Below are 17,523 nucleotides of genomic sequence, written 5' to 3' on the forward strand. Positions count from 1 at the left end.
CGCAAACCTCATCATTTGATGGAATTTCCATAATTTCTTTCAAATGAAGCGCGCAACCCGGGCGCTACGCGCGGCGGCCTTGCCGCCCCAAGGGCGCGCCGGTCATTCGACCGTCACGCTCTTGGCGAGGTTTCTGGGTTTGTCCACATCTGTCCCCCGTGCCACGGCCGTGTGGTAGGCCAACAGCTGCAGCGGCACTACGTGCAGGATGGGCGAGAGCTCGCCGTACTTGCCATTCAGGCGGATGACGTGCATGCCCTCGCTGCTTTCGATATGCGTGTCTTCGTCGGCCAGCACGTAGAGCACGCCGCCGCGCGCGCGCACCTCCTGCATGTTGCTCTTGAGCTTTTCCAGCAGTTCGTCGTTGGGCGCGACGGTGACCACCGGCATGCTGCTGGTGACCAGCGCCAGCGGGCCATGCTTGAGCTCGCCCGCCGGGTAGGCCTCGGCGTGGATGTAGCTGATCTCCTTGAGCTTGAGCGCCCCCTCCAGCGCGATCGGGTAGTGCGCGCCGCGGCCGAGGAAGAGCGCGTTTTCCTTTTGCGCAAAGGCCTCGGCCCAGCTGATGATCTGCGGCTCCAGCGCCAGCACCGCCTGTAGCGCGGCGGGCAGGTGGCGCATGCGCTCCAGGTAGTCGTGCGCCTGGGCCTCGCTCACCTGGCCCTTGCTCTGGCCCAGCGCCAGCGTCAGCAAAAACAGCGCCGCCAGCTGCGTGGTGAAGGCCTTGGTCGAGGCCACGCCGATCTCCACGCCGGCGCGGGTGATGTAGCTCAGCTTGCACTCGCGCACCATGGCGCTGGTGGCCACGTTGCAGATGGTGAGCGTGTGCTGCATGCCCAGGCCCTGCGCGTGGCGCAACGCGGCCAGGGTATCGGCCGTCTCGCCCGACTGGCTGATGGTGACGATGAGCGTGCGCGGGTTGGGCACGCTCTTGCGGTAGCGGTATTCGCTGGCCACCTCCACCTGGGTAGGGATGCCGGCAATGCCTTCCAGCCAGTACTTGGCGGTGCAGCCGCTGTAGTAGCTGGTGCCGCAGGCCAGGATGAGCACATTGTCGATCTGCTCGAACACGCGCCACGCGGCGGTGCCGTCGGCGCCGTTGAACAGCTCGGGCACCACCGCCTGCACGCCCTCCAGGGTTTCGGCGATGGCCCGGGGCTGCTCGAAGATTTCCTTTTGCATGTAGTGGCGGTACGGGCCCAGCTCCACCGCGCCCGAATGCGCCTGCACGGTGCGCACCGGGCGCTCGGCCTCGGCCAACGCCTTGCCGGCGGCATCGACGATCCAGTAGCGGCCGATCTGCAGGTCGGCCAGGTCGCCCTCGGCCAGGTACACGATCTGGTCGGTCACGCCCGCCAGCGCCATCGCGTCGCTGGCCAGGAAGTTCTCGCCCTTGCCCACGCCCAGGATCAGCGGCGAGCCGGCGCGCGCGCCCACCACGCGGTGCGGCTCGTCCTTGTGCACCACCGCAATCGCATAGGCGCCATGCAGCTCGGCGATCGCGGCCTGCACCGCCTCGAACAGGTCGCCGTTGTAGCAGCTGTCGATCAGGTGGGCGATGACCTCGGTGTCGGTCTGGCTCAGGAATTCATAGCCCTTGGCCTGCAGCCGGGCGCGCAGGGCCTCGTGGTTTTCGATGATGCCGTTGTGCACCAGGGCCACGCGGCCGCTGGCATTGCTGTCCGACACACCGGTGCCGGCGCTGAAGTGCGGGTGCGCATTGCCCACCACCGGCGCGCCATGCGTGGCCCAGCGGGTGTGGGCAATGCCGGTGGCGCCGCGCAGCTGGTCGTGGCGCACCTGCTCCTGCAGCTCGGCCACCCGGGCGGTACTGCGCGCCCGGCGCAGGCCGCCGCCCTGCCCGCCATCGAGGCTGGCCTCGTGCACCGCCACGCCGCAGGAGTCGTAGCCCCGGTACTCCAGCCGCTGCAGGCCCTGCACCAGAACCGGAACGATATCGCGCGTAGAAACCGCACCCACAATGCCACACATAGCCTGCTCTCCTTGAAACGATGCGCCAGTGTAGAAAAATCGATATAGAATTTCTGATTAACTTTTGCATTTATATGAAATTTTATTTCTCAAATGTCATAGCCAGAAATCAAATTTCACATATTCAACATTTATGAAATCGATTGAGCTCGACATCATCGATCTGCAGTTGCTGGACTGGCTGCAGAAAGACGCATCCATGAGCAACCAGGAGCTGGCCGAGCGCGCGCACGTCTCGCCGCCGACCTGCCTCAGGCGCATCAAGCGGCTGCGCGACGAGGGCTTGATCGCCGCGCAGGTGGCAATTCTCGAGCCAGCCCGGCTGGCGGCCATCCAGGGCTTCGGGCTGTTCGTGATCGTCGAGGTGACGCTGGACCGCCAGGGCAGCGAGGAGCTTGACGCCTTCGAGGCGCTGGCCACCGCGCACGAACAGGTGCAGCAGTGCTGGCGCGTGTCGCCCGGGCCGGATTTCGTGCTGGTGGTGTATGCGCACGACATGCCCGCCTACCTGGCGTTGGCGCAGAAGCTGTTCACCTCGCAGGCCAATGTCCGCAATGTGAAGGCCTATTTCGCCACCAAGCGCGCCAAGTTCCATACGCGGATTCCGCTGCACAAGGGGCCGCACCTGGCGCCGCCGCGCGCCGAGCCTTCGGAGTGACGGGCAGGCATATGCCTGTCTTACAAAAAATATAGCTATAAGCGCCTGTCATATATAGTTTTCCAATATTTTTTACATGGAAAACGTTGACCATCAATCGCTAGCAGCTCACTTTTTCTTCGCCGGCCGCTGCCAGCCGGCAATGCTCAGCTGCTTGCCGCGCGCCACGCTCAAGGCGCCCGGCGGCGTGCTCTTGGTGATGGTGGAGCCGCCGCCCACCGTGCCGCCGGCGCCTATGGTCACCGGCGCCACCAGCACGCAGTTGCTGCCGATGTGCACATCGGCCTCGATCACCGTGCGGTGCTTGTTGGCGCCGTCGTAGTTGGCGGTGATGCTGCCGGCGCCGTAGTTCACGCGCTCGCCCACGCTGGCGTCGCCCAGGTAGGCCAGGTGGTTGGCCTTGGCGCCGTCGGCCAGCTGCGAATTCTTGACTTCGACGAAGTTGCCGATGTGCACCTCGCGCCCCAGCTGCGCGCCGGGACGCAGCCGCGCGAACGGGCCGACCAGCGCGCCTTCGCCCACGCGGGCGCCGGCCTTTTCGCCATCGATGTGGGTGAAGGGGTGGATCACCGCGCCGGCGCCGATCTCGGCATTGCTGATGTGGCAGTAGGCGCCGATCTGTGCGCCAGCGCCGATCTCGACCCGGCCGCCGAAGATGCAGCCCACGTCGATCTCCACGTCCTGGCCGCAGCGCAGCTGCGCACGGGTGCCGCGGGCATCATCGCGCAGATCGAACCGGGCCGGGTCGGCCAGGCGCACGCCCTGCTCCATCAGCGCCCGGGCCTGGCGCAGCTGGTGCGCGCGCTCCAGCTCGGCCAGCTGCAGCGGGCTGTTCACGCCGGCCACCTGCAGCAGGTCGGCAATGCGGTGGCCCACCACCGGCACGCCGTCGGCCACGGCCATGGCAACGATGTCGGTCAGGTAGTACTCGCCCTGGGCATTGTCGTTCTTCAGCCGCGCCAGCCAGCCGCGCAGCTGGCGCGCCGGCACCGCCATGATGCCGCTGTAGATCTCGGTGATGGCGCGCTCGGCCTCGCTGGCGTCCTTGTGCTCGACGATGCGCTGCACGGTGCCAGCGGCATTGCGCACGATGCGGCCATAGCCGCTGGGCTCGGGCGCGGTCACCGTGAGCAGCGCCAGCTGCTGGCCCGCCGCCGCCGCCACCAAGGCCTGCAAGGTGTCGGCCTGGGTGAGCGGCACATCGCCCGAGAGCACCACCACCATGCCGTCATCCGGCAGCACCGGCATAGCCTGCTGCACCGCGTGGCCGGTGCCCAGCTGCGGCTCCTGGCGCACGAATTTCAGCTCCAGGCCAGCCTCGTCGCCGGCCGCGCCGGCGACGGCCGCCTCCACTTCGGCCGCGCCATGCCCGGTGATCACCACGGCGGAACGCGCCTGCAGCTGCGCCGCCGTGTCGAGCACATGCGACAGCAGCGGCCGGCCCGCGAGCTTTTGCAGAACCTTGGGGGTGCGGCTTTTCATGCGCGTGCCCTTGCCTGCGGCCATGATGACGATATCGAGCAATGCGGTCATAGAGAGAGTGAATGAGTCAGTCGGCAAACGATCCCCGCATTATCTCGCGCTGCAGCAAATGCAAGAAAGGCCTGCCGCAAGCCGGCAGGCCTCTTACCCACGGATGCATCCGCAAAGAAAAGTCACACGTTGTAGCGCAGGCTACCGTCGGCCATGGCACACCGGTGGCGGCTGGCCACCTGGCGGTGCGCCAGGCGAATTAATGGAAAACCCTAGGTTTTCCAGGCGGTGCAAATCACGATAAGTATCGACAATCAGCATCCGCCATGCCCGAGTCCCACCTGCCCCCGTCGCTGCTGCGCTCCCGCCCCATCGCAGTGGGGCATCTGCGGGCATTCCTGGCGGTGGCGCGCTACCTGAACTTCCGCGCCGCGGCCGACGAGCTGGCGCTGACGCAGTCGGCGGTGAGCCGGCAGATCCAGGCGCTGGAGGACGAGGTGGGCGTGCCGCTGTTCCTGCGCCACACCCGCGCGGTGGAGCTGACCAGCGCGGGCGCCCAGCTGCAGCGCACGGTGGCGCCGGCGCTGGAGCGCATCGATGCCTCGGTGCGGCTGATCCGCCAGACCGCGGGCCGCAAGAGCGTGGCCATCACCACCTGGGCCAGCTTCGCGTCGATGTGGCTGATCCCGCGGCTGGAGGCCTTCCAGCGCGACAACCCCGAGATCGACATCCGCATCGATGCCACCGACAACGTGCTCGACCTGGAAACCGCCGATGTCGACGTGGCCCTGCGCTACAGCCTGCCGCAGGCGGCGCGCGGCGCGCAGCGGCTGTTCGGCGAGCAGCTCGCGGTAGTGGCCAGCCCCTGGCTGCTCAAGAGCTCGCCCGCCATCGGCCAGCCCGCCGACGTGGCGCGCTTCACGCTGATCGAGGCCGGCGATGCCCACCGGCTGCAGCACCTGGACTGGCTGACCTGGGAGCGCTGGCTGGAGCTGCACGGCAGCGCGCGCCTGCAGCCCAAGCGCTGGCTGTTCCTGAACTATGCGCACCAGATCGCGCAGGCCGCCCTCACCGGCCAGGGCCTGGCGCTGGCGCGCATGCCGCTGGTGGCCGATTCGCTGGCCAGCGGCGACCTGGTGGAGGTGCTGCCCGGCCACCGCATGGATTCGCCGCTGGCCTACTGGCTGCTCGTGGGCCCGCGCAGCCAGCAGCGCCCCGAGGTGCAGGCCTTTTGCGCCTGGCTGGAGCTGCAGGCCGCCGCCACGCGCGCCGCCATAGTCGACCGACCCGAGCCGGGCGCGGCTGGCGCCTGATACCTGCCGCGAATCAGCCGCCCGGCGATTCATATTGGACGACCGGCGCCGGCCAACCTACATTGCAGGGGCATACGACACACCTATAGGAGACACACATGCCCCACCGCCGATCCTGGCTGCGCCTGGCGCTGGCCGCCGGCCTGGCCTGCAGCGCGGCCACCCTGGCGCCGCTGGCCCGGGCCCAGGACTTCCCGAGCAAGCCCATCAAGTTCATCGTGCCCTTCGGCCCCGGCAGCGGCACCGACACCTCGGCGCGCTACTACGGCAAGAAGCTGCAGGAGCTGACCGGCCAGCCGGTGGTGGTGGAGAACCGCCCGGGCGGCAACGGCTTCATCGCCGTCAAGCAGGTGCTGGCGGCGCCGGCCGACGGCTACACCGTGTTCATCGGCAGCAATTCCACGCTGGCGGTCAATGCGGCGCTGTTCAAGGCCCTGCCCTACGACCCGCTGGGCGACTTCGCGCCGCTGACCATGATGATGCGCGCGCCCGCCGTGGTCGTCGTGGCCGCCGATTCGCCCTACCGCGACCTGCAGGCCCTGGTGGCCGATGCCAGGGCCCGCCCCGGCAAGGTGAACTTCGGCGCCGGCTCGGCCGGCTACCAGCTGATGGGCGAGCTGCTGAACGACGTGGCCAGCGTGCAGACCACGCACGTGCCCTTCAAGGGCGCGGGCGAGGTGGCCACGGCCGTGGCCTCGCGCACCGTGGACTATGCGTTCGCCGACGCCACCTCGGTGCAGGAGCTGATCAAGGCCGGCCGGCTGCGCGGCCTGGCCGTGGCCTCGGAGCAGCGCATCGCCACGCTGGCGCAGGTGCCCACCGCGCGCGAGGCCGGCCTGCCCGGCATCGAGTCCTATGTGTGGGTGGGCGCCATGGTCTCGGCCCACACGCCGGCGGCCGTCACCGCCAGGCTGGCGGGGCTGTTCACCCGCATCGCGCAGATGCCCGACACGCAAGGCTTCTACGCGCAGATCGGGGCGTCCGCGATGGGTGGCGGCCCGGCCCAGATGCACGACTTCCAAAGCGCCGAGATCACGCTGTGGAAGCGCATTGCCCGCCAGGCCAAGGTGGAGCTGCAATAAGCCGGCAACTCAGGACAGCAGCCCGCCCAGAAAGTCGCTGGCCCGGCAAAAGCGGTAGCGTTCGTAGGCCCGCAGCCGGTAGGTGTGCACCGTGGCGGGCTTGATGGACAGCGCCGCGCCGATCTGCGCCGCGCTGTCGCCCAGCAGCGTCAGCGCCACGATCAGGCGCTCGCGCTCGGTCAGCCGGGGAAAGCTGCGCGCCAGCCGGGCCTGCAGCACCGCATCGGCGCCGCCCTGCGCCTGTGGCGCAGGGGGCTGCGAGCGCGCCCGCTCGTGCAGCGCCGCCATCGCCATCTGGCCCAGCGCCGACAGCTGCGGCTCGGCCGCCTCGGGCGCGGCGTCGAGCCCGCGGTAGAAGCTCAGCACCAGGCACTGCGATGCGCTGCGCCAGCCAAAGCTCAGCTTGTCGAGAAAGCCCGGCTGGGCGTAGCACAGCTCCCGGTAGTCGCCCGGCGGTATGTCGCGGGCCCGCACCCGGCGCGCAAAGCCGCCGGGCTTTTCGCGGTAGGCCCGCGCCAGCAGCACCGGGTCCATGGCGTGGAAGCGCCGGGCGTATTCGCCGGTGCGCTCGGCAATGCCACGGCGCTCGCCCGAGGCCAGCATCACGCTCACCCGGCCCGCTGCGTCTATCTGGTAGGCAAAGACTTCCTCGATGCAGTCGAAGCGGCGCGCCGCGCCCAGCAGCACCGCCGCGAAATCGGGGGACGCGGCGGACGCGATCAGCGAATACCCCAGGGCTGGGTCCAGCAATGGCTCTCTCAAAGCGACGCAACCCATGGCGGGCCTCTCTTTCCACTCGGCCGGCAATCACCACCGCGCCGGCTGGCTTGCTTTTACGCCAGCGCAGGCCTGCGGCCATTGGTGGATACCCGCGGCCCGCTGCGCGCTACAGCGCCAGATCCACGCCCATGCGCTCGCGCGTGAGGCTCACCGCGGCGAGCGATACCAGCGCCAGTGCCGCGATGTAGATGCCGATGTAGTAGGAATGGCCGAAGCTGGTGATGAGCCACTCGGCCACCGTGGCCGCGAAGGCGCCGCCCAGGATGGTGCCCAGCGCATAGCCGATGGACACGCCCGAGAAGCGCACGCGGGCGGGAAACATCTCCGCATACAGCGCCGCCTGCGGCCCGTAGGTCAGCCCCAGCGGAATGCTCAGCACGGCCAGCGCCACGAAGAACAGGCCCAGGCTGCCCGAGTCCACCAGCCACCACATCGGCACCGCCCACAGCGCCAGCAGCACATAGCCGATCTGGAAGGTGCGCACGCGGCCCAGCCGGTCGCCCATGGCGCCGCCCACCAGCGTGAACACCAGCCAGCTCAGCGAGGCCGCGGTGCAGGTGAGCAGCAGCGGCGTGGCGGGCAGGCCCAGCCGCTTGCGGCCATAGGCCACGAAGAAGGCGATCAGCAGGTAGCCCGCGGCATTGTTGCCGACGAAGATCAGCGCCGTGCGCAGCACCTGGCCGCCATGGGAGCCGAACAGGCTGCGCAGCGGCGCCGAGGACTCGGCGCGGCGCGCATGCATCTCCTCGAAGATCGGCGACTCTTCGACCGTGCGGCGGATCAGCGCGCCGACGCCCACCAGCACCAGCGACAGCAGGAAGGGAATGCGCCAGCCCCAGGCCATGAACTGCTCGCCGGACATCGACGAGGTGAGCAGGCCCAGGATCAGCGTCGCCAGCACCAGCCCGATCGGCACGCCGACCTGGGGAAAGGCGCCAAAGAAGCTGCGCCGGTGGCGCGGCGCATGCTCCACCGACATCAGCGCGGCGCCGCCCCATTCGCCGCCGGCGGAGAAGCCCTGGATCACCCGCAGCAGCACCAGCAGCACCGGCGCCCATACGCCGGCCTGGGCATAGGTGGGCAGCAGGCCGATGAGCATGGTCGAGCCGCCCATCAGCACCAGCGTCATCACCAGCACCATCTTGCGCCCCAGGCGATCGCCCAGCGAGCCGCAAACGATGGCCCCGAGCGGCCGGAACAGGAAGGAAATGCCGATGGTGGCGAACGAGATGATCTGCGCCATGGCCGGGTTGTTCTGCGCCAGCGGCCCGAAGAACAGCGCGCCCAGCACCAGGCCGGCCATCTGCGCGTAGATGAAATAGTCGTACCACTCGATGGCGGTGCCGACGAGGGTGGCGGTGAGCACCTTGCGCTCGTCGCGGGTGATGGAAGCTGCCCGCGGCGCGGGCATGCCCATGGCGGATGATTCGCTCATCGCATTGTCTCCTGATTGTGAAATTTCTTACGGCGGCGAATGGGCTCAGCCGCCTTCGCGGACCTGCGGCCCGGCCTTGGCCAGCGCGATGGCGCCCAGCACCGCCTCGCTGTCGCCGATGTGGTTGGCCAGCGCCAGGATCAGGCGCGCGCACAGCTTCAGGCTCTGCGCCTCGTCCAGGCCCTCGTGCATCTGGATCAGCTGCTGGTAGATGTCGTCCACGCGGTCCAGCTGGGCATGGCGGATCAATCGGGTCATGGCTGCACTCCTTTGGCCAGGTCCAGGCTGGCCTGCAGCTGCGCCGCCGACGGCGCCTGGCGCCAGCGCGCGGCCACATACTGGTCAGGGCGGATGAGGTAGGCGGCGCCGGGCGCCAGCTGGTAGCGCTCGCGCAGCAACGGGCTGTCCGCCCCCTGCGCGGCCACGTCGATCAGCTCGACCCCTGCTGGCAGCGCGCCGCCGCACCAGCCGTTGGCCAGCAGCACGAAGCGGTTGCCCAGCAGGCCCAGCAGCCAGCCGCCATCCCAGGGCGCATCGAGCGCGGGCGAGCCCGGCGCGATGCCGCCGTCCCAGGCCTCGGCGTCGGGCGTGCTCAGCCGGCTGCCAGGGTAGTGGATGGCCGTGGACAGGCGCCCGGAGTTCACGAAGGGCCGGGCGAATTCCTCGCTCGCGGCCAGCTCCAGCACCGCATCGCGGAATGCCCGGCTGGCGGCGGTCTTGGGCGTCAGGAAGTCGGTGGAGCGCGTGGAGTTCAGGATGTTCTCGTCGGCCGTGGCCACCGCCTCGTCGTTGTAGCTCTCCAGCAGGCCGGCCCCGGCCCCGGAGCGCAGCACCAGATCGAGCTTCCAGCCCAGGTTGTCCACATCGGCCAGGCCGCCATTGCAGCCGCGCGCGCCAAATGGCGACACCAGGTGCGCGCTGTCGCCCGCGAACAGCACCCGGCCATGCACGAAGCGCTGCATGCGCCGGCACTGGAAGGTGTAGATGCTGTACCACTCCTCGCTGAACTGCACCTCGTCGCCCAGCATGGCACGCACGTAGCGCGCCACGTTGTCGGGCTGCACCGCGGCCTGCCGGTCGATGTTCCAGCCCAGCTGGAAATCCAGCCGCCACACGCCATCGGGCTGCTTGTGCATCAGCGCCGACTGGCCCGGGTTGAACGGCGGATCGAACCAGAACCAGCGCTCGCAGGGCCGCTCGTCCTGCATGCGGATGTCGGCGATCAGGAAGTTCTCCTCGAACACCCGGCCGTCGAAATCCAGCCCCATCAGCTGCCGCACCGTGGAGCGGCTGCCGTCGCAGGCAAGCAGCCAGTCGGCCTGCAGCCGGTAGCGCTGCCCCGCGGCGTCCACCTCCACCTCGACCCCGTCGGGCCGCTGCCGCAGCGCCACCACGTCCTGGCCCAGGCGCAGCTCCACATGGGGCAGCGCCTGCAGCGCGCGCAGCAGCGCATCCTCCACGTAGTACTGCTGCAGGTTGATGAAGCCGGGATACTGCTGGTCCTTGACCGGCAGCATGTCGAACTGGTAGATGGGCTCGCTGCGCCCGCCCCAGAACACCTTGCCCACATTCCAGGTCACGCCCTGCTGCAGCAGCTCGGCTCCCACGCCCAGGCGGTGGAAGATGTCCAGCGAGCGCTTGGAAAAGCAGATCGCCTTGGAGCCGCCGGCCACGAAGGGCAGCCGGCTGACGACCACCACCGGATGGCCGCGCCGCCCCAGGTCCAGCGCCATGGCCAGCCCCACCGGCCCGGCGCCGACCACCAGCACCGGCACCCGCTGCTCGGCGGCTTGCGGCGGCGCAGCGCTGGCGCCTAGGTGGCGCCAGACCGGAATGCCCGCATGGCGCGTGGCGGGGCCGGGCGCCATGGGCGATGTGCTTGCAATTGCAGCCATGGCGATCACCCCTGCAGCTGTGCCCAGACCGCGCGGTCGCGCTCGGCCGTCCAGATGCGCGGCCAGTCGATGCCGTCGAACTCATCCCACAGGCGCTGCACGTCGAACGGCAGGCAGTGCTCGAAGATCGGCCAGCGGCCAAACTGGGGCGCCAGCGCCTGGTGGGTGGCCTCGAAAGCCTGCCTGAGCGTGCCGCCGCGCCTGTGCACCGCACCCACGTTGTCGATCATCCCCTGCAGGAAGGAGCGCGTCTGCTCGATGGCGGCATCGGTGGCGGCTACGCCGCGCGCCACCTTGCCGCGCCCGCCCACCAGCTTGTCGGCGCGGTAGTGCTTGAGGGCGTCCAGCGTCTTGGTGGACCAGTCGAAGTGAAACGCATCGCCGGTGTACAGCGCCGCCTCGGCCTCCACCAGATCGCCGGCGAACAAGGTGCCCGATTGCTCGTGCCAGGCGACGATGTCGCCGGCCGTGTGGCCGCGGCCATGGAAGCGCAGCTCCACCGAGCCGCGGCTGCCGCCCAGCGGAATCGAGAAATGCTCGTCGAAGGTCTGCGTCGGCCAGGTCAGGCCGGGTATGCCCTCGGGCTCCTTGAACAGGCGCGGCATGCGGCCGTATTCGCTGTCCCAGTCCTGCTGGCCGCGCTCCTCGATCAGCCGGCGCGTGGTGGCGCTGGTGATGATGTGCTCGGCATCGAACGCCGACGCGCCCAGCACCCGCACCGCGTGGTAGTGGGTCAGCACCAGGTACTTGACGGGCTTGCCGGTGTGCTCGCGCAGCTTGGCCAGCCAGTCGCGGGCGGCGGCCGGCGTGGCGCGGGCCTCGATGGCGACGATGAAATCCTCGCCCTCGATCGCGCCCACATTCGGGTCGCCTTCGGCGGTGAGCGCATAGACGCCGTTGTCCAGCACCTCCAGGGTTTCGGCTTTGGCCGCCAGATCGGCCGATGAAGCAAAGGGCTTTGCCATGGTCAGGGGTCTCCTTGAAGAATGCGCGCAGTCTCGCCAAAGCTGCCGCCCCTGTCTGTCCATAGACCTATGGACAGCTGCCACCAAAGCGGCTCCGCTCCTCTGAGCCAGATCAGGAAATACGCCCAAACAAGGGTATTCACCTAGAATATTGACCCCATCCAGCAAGTGCGGCGCACACCGGGCCGCCGCCCGCACTTCGGGAGAACACATCCTAGAATCGGCCTACCCATGCCCCCGCTCCGCCCTTCCCCCGCGGCCGCCGCCACCGTAGCGGACACCGCTGCTTCCCACCGTTCGCACCAGGCGCTGAAGGGCATCGCCTTCACGGCGCTGGCCTGTGCCTGTTTTTCGCTGCTGGACACCGGCTCCAAGTACGCCGGCGCGGCCTTGCCGCTGCTGATGGCGCTGTGGCTGCGCTACGCGCTGCAGACCGCGCTGACCGTGGGCTATGGCGTGGCCCGCAGCGGGCTGGACATCTTCCGCACGCAGCGCCCCGGCTTCCAGTGCCTGCGCGCCGTGCTGTTCTGCCTGAGCAATGTGCTGGCGATGCTGAGCCTGCGCTACCTGCCGCTGGCCGAATTCACCGCGGTGATCGCGCTCACGCCGCTGGCGCTGACGCTGGTGGCCGCACTGTGGCTGCGCCAGCAGGTGAGCCCGCTACGCTGGGTGCTGGTGGCACTGGGCTTCGGCGGCACCCTGGTCATCATCCGCCCCGGCGGCGCCGGCTTCAGTGGCGGCGCCCTGCTGTGGCCCGCGCTGCAGCTGGCGGCCAACACCGCCTACCAGGTCCTCAGCAGCCGCATGGCCGGCAAGGAGCGGCCGCTGACCACGCAGATCTATACCAGCCTGCTGGCCCTGGGCCTGACCTGCGCCGCGCTGCCATGGGCCTGGCAGCTGCCGCACACCCCGGCGCTGTGGCTGGCCGCGCTGGCCATGGGCGTGGGCAGCTCGGTCGGGCACCTGCTGCTGCTCAAGGCCTACGAAAAAGCCCAACCCGCCACCATCACGCCCTTTCTGTACAGCCAGATTCCCTGCGCGCTGTTCGCCGGCTGGCTGGTCTATGGCCACATGCCGGACCAGTGGGCGGTGATGGGCATGGTGGTGATCGCCCTGTGCGGCGCGGCCAGCGCCTGGCTGAGCCTGCGCGAATCGCGCTGAGCCGGCGGCAGGGCAATGTTCGGCAGGGATTTCAGCGCCGTCCCATTTCCGCGATAGCCGCCGACAGGGCGGATATGCCTTGCCGGATCTGCTCGGTATCCAGGCTGGCATATCCCAGGATCAATCCCGCGTGCCTGGGCCGATCATGAACGGCAGCAGCCATGAACAGCGGCGCGGCGGGATAGATTCCCACGCCTTTGTCATGGGCCGCCGCCACGAGCTCCGGCTCCTGCTGCGCATCCAGGAATGGCAGCCATAGCACCACATGCAACCCCGCCGCCGAGCCGCTCACCCAGGCGCCCCGAGGCAGGCATTGCGCAATGGCCTGCAGCAGCGCAGTGCGGCGGCGCTCGTTTGCACGGCGCATGCGGCGTATATGGCGCTCATAGCCACCGCTGTCGATCAAGGCGGCCAGCGCCTGCTGTTCCAGCGCCGGCGCATGCCGATCCACCAGCCGCTTGGCGCTCCGGAACACGGGCACCAGGGCATGCGGCAGCACCATGTAGCCAAGCCGCAGTTGCGGCGACAAGGCTTTCGAGAAAGTACCCACGTAGATCACACGGCCGTCTGTGTCGATGGATTGCAGCGCGTCGATGGGGCGATGACCATAGCGGAACTCGCCATCGTAGTCGTCTTCGACAACCCATGCGCGCCGACGCTGCGCCCAGTGCAACAACTGCAGGCGCCGTCCTATCGGCAGCACACCGCCCAGCGGGAACTGGTGCGACGGGGTCACATAGGCCAGGCGGACACGCTCGTCTTCCGGCAGCCTGTCCGTATCGATGCCCAGCCCGTCCACCGGCACCGGCAGCAGGCGCGCACCGGTCGCCTCGAAGCAATGCCTTGCCATCTGGTAGCCCGGATTCTCAAAGGCAAAGGCATCGTTCGCATCCAGCAGCAGCCGGGCGCACAGATCGATGGCCTGCTGCGAACCCTGCACCACCATGATCTGCCCGGCATCGCAGGAAATACCCCTGGCACGGCGCAAGTAGCCTTGCAGCGCGTGCCGCAGCGACGGCTCCCCTTCGGGCGGGATATAAGACAGGCTGGGCTGCTGGCGCAGCAGTGCACGCAGGTAGGCGCGCCGCCAGGGCAGGCTCGGAAAATCCTGGGAAGCGAGCGTGCCATAGCGGAAATCGCAGCGTGCGAGTCCGGCTTGCCCCTGCGCCGGCATCGAGATATCCGCAACCCGCCGGCCAAAGGCTGACAGCACTGGCACGGATAGCTCCCGCCGCCCTTGGGCCGGCCCACCGGATGCGCTTGCCGCCAGCGGGCTGGCGACGCGGGCCGCCCGGCCGGGCGCGGTTTCCAGAACACCCTCTGCGGCAAACTGCTCATAGACCGCCGTGACGGTGGTGCGCGACACGCCCAGCTCGGCGGCCAGCGCCCGGGTGGATGGCAGCCGCGCCCCCGAAGGCAGCGTGCCGTCTGCCATTTGGCCGCGCAGCATGTCGTAGATGCGGCGTCCGGCACCCGTGGCGCCCGGCTGCCTTGGAGTGATGCGCTTCAACTGGACCATTAAGAATGACAAGAACTGGTTCTTTTCATCATGCCAGATGAAAGCCATAGTCATGTGCTGTCTCTTGCCGAGCGAGTTGCCCCGCCATGTACATTCCCCCCCACTTTGCCGAAACCCATCCCGAGGAACTGGCGCGGATCATCCGCGCGCATCCACTGGGCATGCTGGTGACCCATGATGCCAATGGACTGGATACCGACCATCTTCCGTTCGAATTCGCCCCCGATGCCGGCGCGCACGGCACGCTGACGGCGCATGTGGCACGCGCAAACCCTATCTGGCAGCGGTGTGCAGCGGGCTGTCCGGTGCTGGTGGTGTTTCGGGGGGTCGAGGGCTATATCTCACCCAACTGGTATCCCAGCAAGCATGAAACCCACCGCCAGGTGCCAACCTGGAACTACGAAGCGGTGCATGCGCACGGCCGGCTCACGGTGCGCGACGACGAACGATTCGTACGCGGCATCGTCGGCCGGCTGACGCGCCGGCACGAGGCCGCGGAAGCCCGGCCCTGGAAAATGGCAGACTCCGCGCCCGAGTTCATCAATCGCATGCTGGCGAGCATCGTCGGCATCGAGATCACCATCACATCGCTCGAAGCAAAGCGCAAGCTCGGCCAGAACAAGGAAAAACGCGACCGCCTTGGCGCCGCACAGGCGCTGCAGGCCAGGGGCCATGCCGAGCTGGCGCAACACATGCGCGCACCTGAATGAAGACGAAGTCTGCGGCCATACCGCAGCAGCAGATGCGCTGCGAGCGCCCTCCATAATGCCGGAATGGAACTGAGACAACTGCGCTATTTCGTGCGCATCGTCGAGCTGGGCTCGATGAGCCGCGCCGCGCTGGACCTGGACATGGTGCAGTCGGCGCTGAGCCAGCAGATCAGCCGGCTGGAGAGCGAGCTGTCGACCCGGCTGCTGCAGCGCACGCCGCGCGGCGTGGTGCCCACCGACGCCGGCGTGGCATTCTTTCGCGAGGCCCAGCTCACGCTGCGCCATGCCGAGCAGGCCGTGCGCGGCGCGCAGCAGGCGCGGCTGTCGGGCTCGGTCAGCGTGGGGCTGGCGCCCACCACCTCTGCCATGCTGGCGCTGCCCTTGATGCGCGCCATGCGCGAGCGCTATCCCGACGTGCGCCTGCACATGGTGGAGGGCATGTCCGGCCACCTGGCCGACATGCTCAACGCCCGCGCGCTGGACATGGCCGTGCTGTTCGACGCGCGCCTGCACGGCGCGCGGGCGGGCGCGGGCGGGCGGCGCCACTGGCAGGTGCATCCGCTGATCGAGGAAGCGCTGTTCCTGATCCGCGCGCGGCGCCCAGGCACGCGGCCCCTGCCGGCGACGATGGCGCTGGCCGACCTGGCGGGCGAGCCGCTGATCCTGCCCACCGGGCTGCACGGGCTGCGCAGCACGCTGGACACCGCGTTCTCGCAGGCGCGCTTTGCACCCCACCTGGTGCTGGAGGTCGATTCGCTGTCCATGGTCATGGCCGCGGTGGACGCGGGGCTGGGCTCCACCGTGCAGCCCTGGGCCGCGATGGGGCGCTATGCCGATGCCGGGCAGCGCTTCGAATGCTCGCGTATCACGGATAGAGATGCCCAGCGCACCAACCTGCTGTGCAGCCTGTCCGAGGACGAGTTGGCATCGGCCGCGCTCGCGGCGCGCGTGGTGCTGATCGACTGCATGCGCCAGCTCGTCGAAAGCGGCGCCTGGCACGGGGTCGCCCCCATCCATCACGAAAACTGATACCCCCATGCCGGCCGGCGCCTGCACAGCGCGCCGGGCCCTCCCTACAGTGGAGCTCCCACGAGAAAACCACGAGGAGAGGCGATGGACGCTGATGTCCTGGTCATTGGCGGCGGCAATGCCGCGCTGTGCGCCGCGCTGATGGCGCGCGAGGCCGGTGCCCGCGTGCTGCTGCTGGAGGCGGCGCCGCGCGACTGGCGCGGCGGCAACTCCGGCCACACGCGCAACCTGCGCTGCATGCACGACGCGCCGCAGGACGTGCTGGTCGAGGCCTACCCCGAAGAGGAGTTCTGGCAGGACCTGCTCAAGGTCACGGGCGGCATCACCAACGAGCACCTGGCGCGCATGGTGATCCGCGCCTCCTCCACCTGCCGCGGCTGGATGCGCCGCCACGGCGTGCACTTCCAGCCGCCGCTGTCGGGCGCCCTGCATGTGGCGCGCACCAATGCCTTCTTCATGGGCGGCGGCAAGGCCCTGGTCAACGCCTACTACCGCAGCGCCGAGCGGATGGGCGTGCAGGTCCGCTACGCATCGCCCGTGGACCGCCTGGAGATCGAGGGCGGCGAGTTCAAGGCCGCCTGGGTGGGCGAGCAGCGCATCACGGCAAAAACCTGCGTGCTGGCCGCAGGCGGCTTCGAGTCCAACCGCGAATGGCTGCGCGAGGCCTGGGGCCAGAACGCGCGCGGCGAGTGGCCGTCCGACAACTTCCTGATCCGCGGCACGGCCTACAACCGCGGCGTGCTGCTGCGCCACCTGCTCGAAGACCATGGCGCCGACCGCATCGGCGACCCCACCCAGGCCCACATGGTGGCCATCGACGCGCGCGCGCCGCTGTACGACGGCGGCATCTGCACGCGCATCGACTGCGTCTCGCTGGGCGTGGTGGTCAACCGCGAGGCCGAGCGCTTCTACGACGAGGGTGAGGACTTCTGGCCCAAGCGCTACGCGATCTGGGGCCGCCTCGTGGCCCAGCAGCCGGGCCAGACCGCATGGTCCGTCATCGACGCCAAGGCCATAGGCCGCTTCATGCCGCCGGTCTTCCCGGGCGTGCGCGCCGACTCCCTGCCCGAGCTGGCACGCAAGCTGGGCCTGGACGAGGGCCGCTTCATGCAGACCCTGGATGCCTACAACGGCGCCTGCCGCGTCGGCCACTTCGACCACACGGCGCTGGACGACTGCCATACCGAGGGCCTGGCCCCCGCCAAGACCCACTGGGCCCGCCCCATCGACACGGCACCCTTCTACGGCTACCAGCTGCGCCCCGGCGTGACCTTCACCTATCTGGGCCTGGAGACCGACGACACGGCGGCCGTGCGCTTTGCCAGCCGGCCCAGCGCCAGCCTGTTCGTGGCCGGCGAAATGATGGCCGGCAACGTGCTGGGCAAGGGCTATACGGCCGGCGTGGGCATGTCCATCGGCACGGCCTTCGGCCGCATCGCGGGCCGCAACGCGGCCCTGGCCGCCGCCGGACAACCCGCCGTGCGCGGCGCAGTGACAGAAAAGGCTTGACC

15 protein-coding genes are annotated in these 17,523 nt (G+C 69.0%); 7 read left to right on the forward strand and 8 right to left on the reverse strand.

Translation table 11 applies throughout. The features are described from left to right. Positions 1 to 102: 102 nt before the first annotated feature. Positions 103 to 1,992, reverse strand: a complete 1,890-nt coding sequence (gene glmS, locus ACODRX_RS00615; RefSeq protein WP_488868980.1) for a glutamine--fructose-6-phosphate transaminase (isomerizing) — start codon at positions 1,990 to 1,992, stop codon at positions 103 to 105. 133 nt (positions 1,993 to 2,125) lie between these two features. On the opposite strand from glmS, the gene ACODRX_RS00620 reads away from it, so the two are divergent. After that, the gene (locus tag ACODRX_RS00620) at positions 2,126 to 2,650 is read left to right on the forward strand and encodes an Lrp/AsnC family transcriptional regulator (RefSeq protein WP_488868982.1); all 525 of its coding nucleotides are present in this window, start codon (positions 2,126 to 2,128) and stop codon (positions 2,648 to 2,650) included. A 108-nt stretch (positions 2,651 to 2,758) separates the two neighbouring features. On the opposite strand, the gene glmU is transcribed toward ACODRX_RS00620, so the two are convergent. Beyond that, on the reverse strand, positions 2,759 to 4,183 hold the full coding sequence (gene glmU, locus ACODRX_RS00625) for a bifunctional UDP-N-acetylglucosamine diphosphorylase/glucosamine-1-phosphate N-acetyltransferase GlmU (RefSeq protein ID WP_488868984.1): 1,425 nt from the start codon (positions 4,181 to 4,183) through the stop codon (positions 2,759 to 2,761). Positions 4,184 to 4,449: 266 nt separating this feature from the next. On the opposite strand from glmU, the gene ACODRX_RS00630 reads away from it, so the two are divergent. Together ACODRX_RS00630 and ACODRX_RS00635 are read left to right on the forward strand one after the other, a co-directional pair. Then, entirely contained in the window at positions 4,450 to 5,436 is a 987-nt protein-coding gene (locus tag ACODRX_RS00630; RefSeq protein WP_488868986.1) for a LysR substrate-binding domain-containing protein, read from the forward strand. Between the two features lie 98 nt (positions 5,437 to 5,534). Beyond that, positions 5,535 to 6,518 (forward strand): Bug family tripartite tricarboxylate transporter substrate binding protein, encoded by a 984-nt coding sequence (locus tag ACODRX_RS00635; RefSeq protein ID WP_488868988.1) that lies wholly within the window; start codon positions 5,535 to 5,537, stop codon positions 6,516 to 6,518. Between the two features lie 9 nt (positions 6,519 to 6,527). Here the strand turns inward: ACODRX_RS00635 and ACODRX_RS00640 are convergent, their stop codons facing one another. From ACODRX_RS00640 to ACODRX_RS00660, 5 genes are all read right to left on the reverse strand, one after another. Further along, a complete protein-coding gene (locus ACODRX_RS00640) occupies positions 6,528 to 7,268 on the reverse strand; it encodes a helix-turn-helix transcriptional regulator (protein WP_488868990.1) in 741 nt (246 codons plus the stop codon). A gap of 136 nt (positions 7,269 to 7,404) precedes the next feature. After that, the gene (locus ACODRX_RS00645; protein ID WP_488868992.1) at positions 7,405 to 8,733 is read right to left on the reverse strand and encodes an MFS transporter; all 1,329 of its coding nucleotides are present in this window, start codon (positions 8,731 to 8,733) and stop codon (positions 7,405 to 7,407) included. A gap of 45 nt (positions 8,734 to 8,778) precedes the next feature. Then, positions 8,779 to 8,991, reverse strand: coding sequence for a DUF2783 domain-containing protein (locus ACODRX_RS00650; protein ID WP_488868994.1), 213 nt, complete (start codon positions 8,989 to 8,991; stop codon positions 8,779 to 8,781). Next, positions 8,988 to 10,628 (reverse strand): FAD-dependent oxidoreductase, encoded by a 1,641-nt coding sequence (locus ACODRX_RS00655; protein WP_488868996.1) that lies wholly within the window; start codon positions 10,626 to 10,628, stop codon positions 8,988 to 8,990. Before ACODRX_RS00655 ends, ACODRX_RS00650 begins: the two co-directional genes overlap by 4 nt. A 5-nt stretch (positions 10,629 to 10,633) precedes the next feature. Further along, positions 10,634 to 11,593: an MBL fold metallo-hydrolase gene (locus tag ACODRX_RS00660; protein ID WP_488868998.1), complete on the reverse strand. Its 960-nt coding sequence runs from the start codon at positions 11,591 to 11,593 to the stop codon at positions 10,634 to 10,636. 231 nt (positions 11,594 to 11,824) lie between these two features. Here ACODRX_RS00660 and ACODRX_RS00665 point away from each other — a divergent pair, with 231 nt between their 5' ends. After that, positions 11,825 to 12,754, forward strand: a complete 930-nt coding sequence (locus ACODRX_RS00665; RefSeq protein WP_488869000.1) for a DMT family transporter — start codon at positions 11,825 to 11,827, stop codon at positions 12,752 to 12,754. A gap of 31 nt (positions 12,755 to 12,785) precedes the next feature. Here the strand turns inward: ACODRX_RS00665 and pdxR are convergent, their stop codons facing one another. Continuing rightward, a complete protein-coding gene (gene pdxR / locus ACODRX_RS00670; protein ID WP_488869253.1) occupies positions 12,786 to 14,273 on the reverse strand; it encodes a MocR-like pyridoxine biosynthesis transcription factor PdxR in 1,488 nt (495 codons plus the stop codon). An 86-nt stretch (positions 14,274 to 14,359) separates the two neighbouring features. On the opposite strand from pdxR, the gene ACODRX_RS00675 reads away from it, so the two are divergent. From ACODRX_RS00675 to tcuA, 3 genes are all read left to right on the forward strand, one after another. Further along, the gene (locus tag ACODRX_RS00675) at positions 14,360 to 14,983 is read left to right on the forward strand and encodes an FMN-binding negative transcriptional regulator (protein ID WP_488869002.1); all 624 of its coding nucleotides are present in this window, start codon (positions 14,360 to 14,362) and stop codon (positions 14,981 to 14,983) included. 63 nt (positions 14,984 to 15,046) lie between these two features. Beyond that, on the forward strand, positions 15,047 to 16,012 hold the full coding sequence (locus tag ACODRX_RS00680) for a LysR substrate-binding domain-containing protein (protein ID WP_488869003.1): 966 nt from the start codon (positions 15,047 to 15,049) through the stop codon (positions 16,010 to 16,012). Positions 16,013 to 16,096: 84 nt separating this feature from the next. Beyond that, positions 16,097 to 17,521 carry an FAD-dependent tricarballylate dehydrogenase TcuA gene (gene tcuA, locus ACODRX_RS00685; protein ID WP_488869005.1) on the forward strand — a complete coding sequence of 475 codons (1,425 nt, stop codon included), beginning with the start codon at positions 16,097 to 16,099 and terminating at the stop codon, positions 17,519 to 17,521. Positions 17,522 to 17,523 lie beyond the last annotated feature (2 nt).

This window comes from Comamonas sp. FG99 (assembly GCF_057808605.1).

Coding starts and splice junctions, on each gene's coding strand:
- ACODRX_RS00665 (WP_488869000.1), top strand. CDS start 11,825: ATGCCCCCGCTCCGCCCTTCCCCCGCGGCCGCCGCCACCGTAGCGGAC.
- glmS (WP_488868980.1), bottom strand. CDS start 1,992: ATGTGTGGCATTGTGGGTGCGGTTTCTACGCGCGATATCGTTCCGGTT.
- tcuA (WP_488869005.1), top strand. CDS start 16,097: ATGGACGCTGATGTCCTGGTCATTGGCGGCGGCAATGCCGCGCTGTGC.
- ACODRX_RS00650 (WP_488868994.1), bottom strand. CDS start 8,991: ATGACCCGATTGATCCGCCATGCCCAGCTGGACCGCGTGGACGACATC.
- ACODRX_RS00680 (WP_488869003.1), top strand. CDS start 15,047: ATGGAACTGAGACAACTGCGCTATTTCGTGCGCATCGTCGAGCTGGGC.
- ACODRX_RS00655 (WP_488868996.1), bottom strand. CDS start 10,628: ATGGCTGCAATTGCAAGCACATCGCCCATGGCGCCCGGCCCCGCCACG.
- ACODRX_RS00620 (WP_488868982.1), top strand. CDS start 2,126: ATGAAATCGATTGAGCTCGACATCATCGATCTGCAGTTGCTGGACTGG.
- pdxR (WP_488869253.1), bottom strand. CDS start 14,273: ATGGTCCAGTTGAAGCGCATCACTCCAAGGCAGCCGGGCGCCACGGGT.
- glmU (WP_488868984.1), bottom strand. CDS start 4,183: ATGACCGCATTGCTCGATATCGTCATCATGGCCGCAGGCAAGGGCACG.
- ACODRX_RS00645 (WP_488868992.1), bottom strand. CDS start 8,733: ATGAGCGAATCATCCGCCATGGGCATGCCCGCGCCGCGGGCAGCTTCC.
- ACODRX_RS00635 (WP_488868988.1), top strand. CDS start 5,535: ATGCCCCACCGCCGATCCTGGCTGCGCCTGGCGCTGGCCGCCGGCCTG.
- ACODRX_RS00630 (WP_488868986.1), top strand. CDS start 4,450: ATGCCCGAGTCCCACCTGCCCCCGTCGCTGCTGCGCTCCCGCCCCATC.
- ACODRX_RS00675 (WP_488869002.1), top strand. CDS start 14,360: ATGTACATTCCCCCCCACTTTGCCGAAACCCATCCCGAGGAACTGGCG.
- ACODRX_RS00660 (WP_488868998.1), bottom strand. CDS start 11,593: ATGGCAAAGCCCTTTGCTTCATCGGCCGATCTGGCGGCCAAAGCCGAA.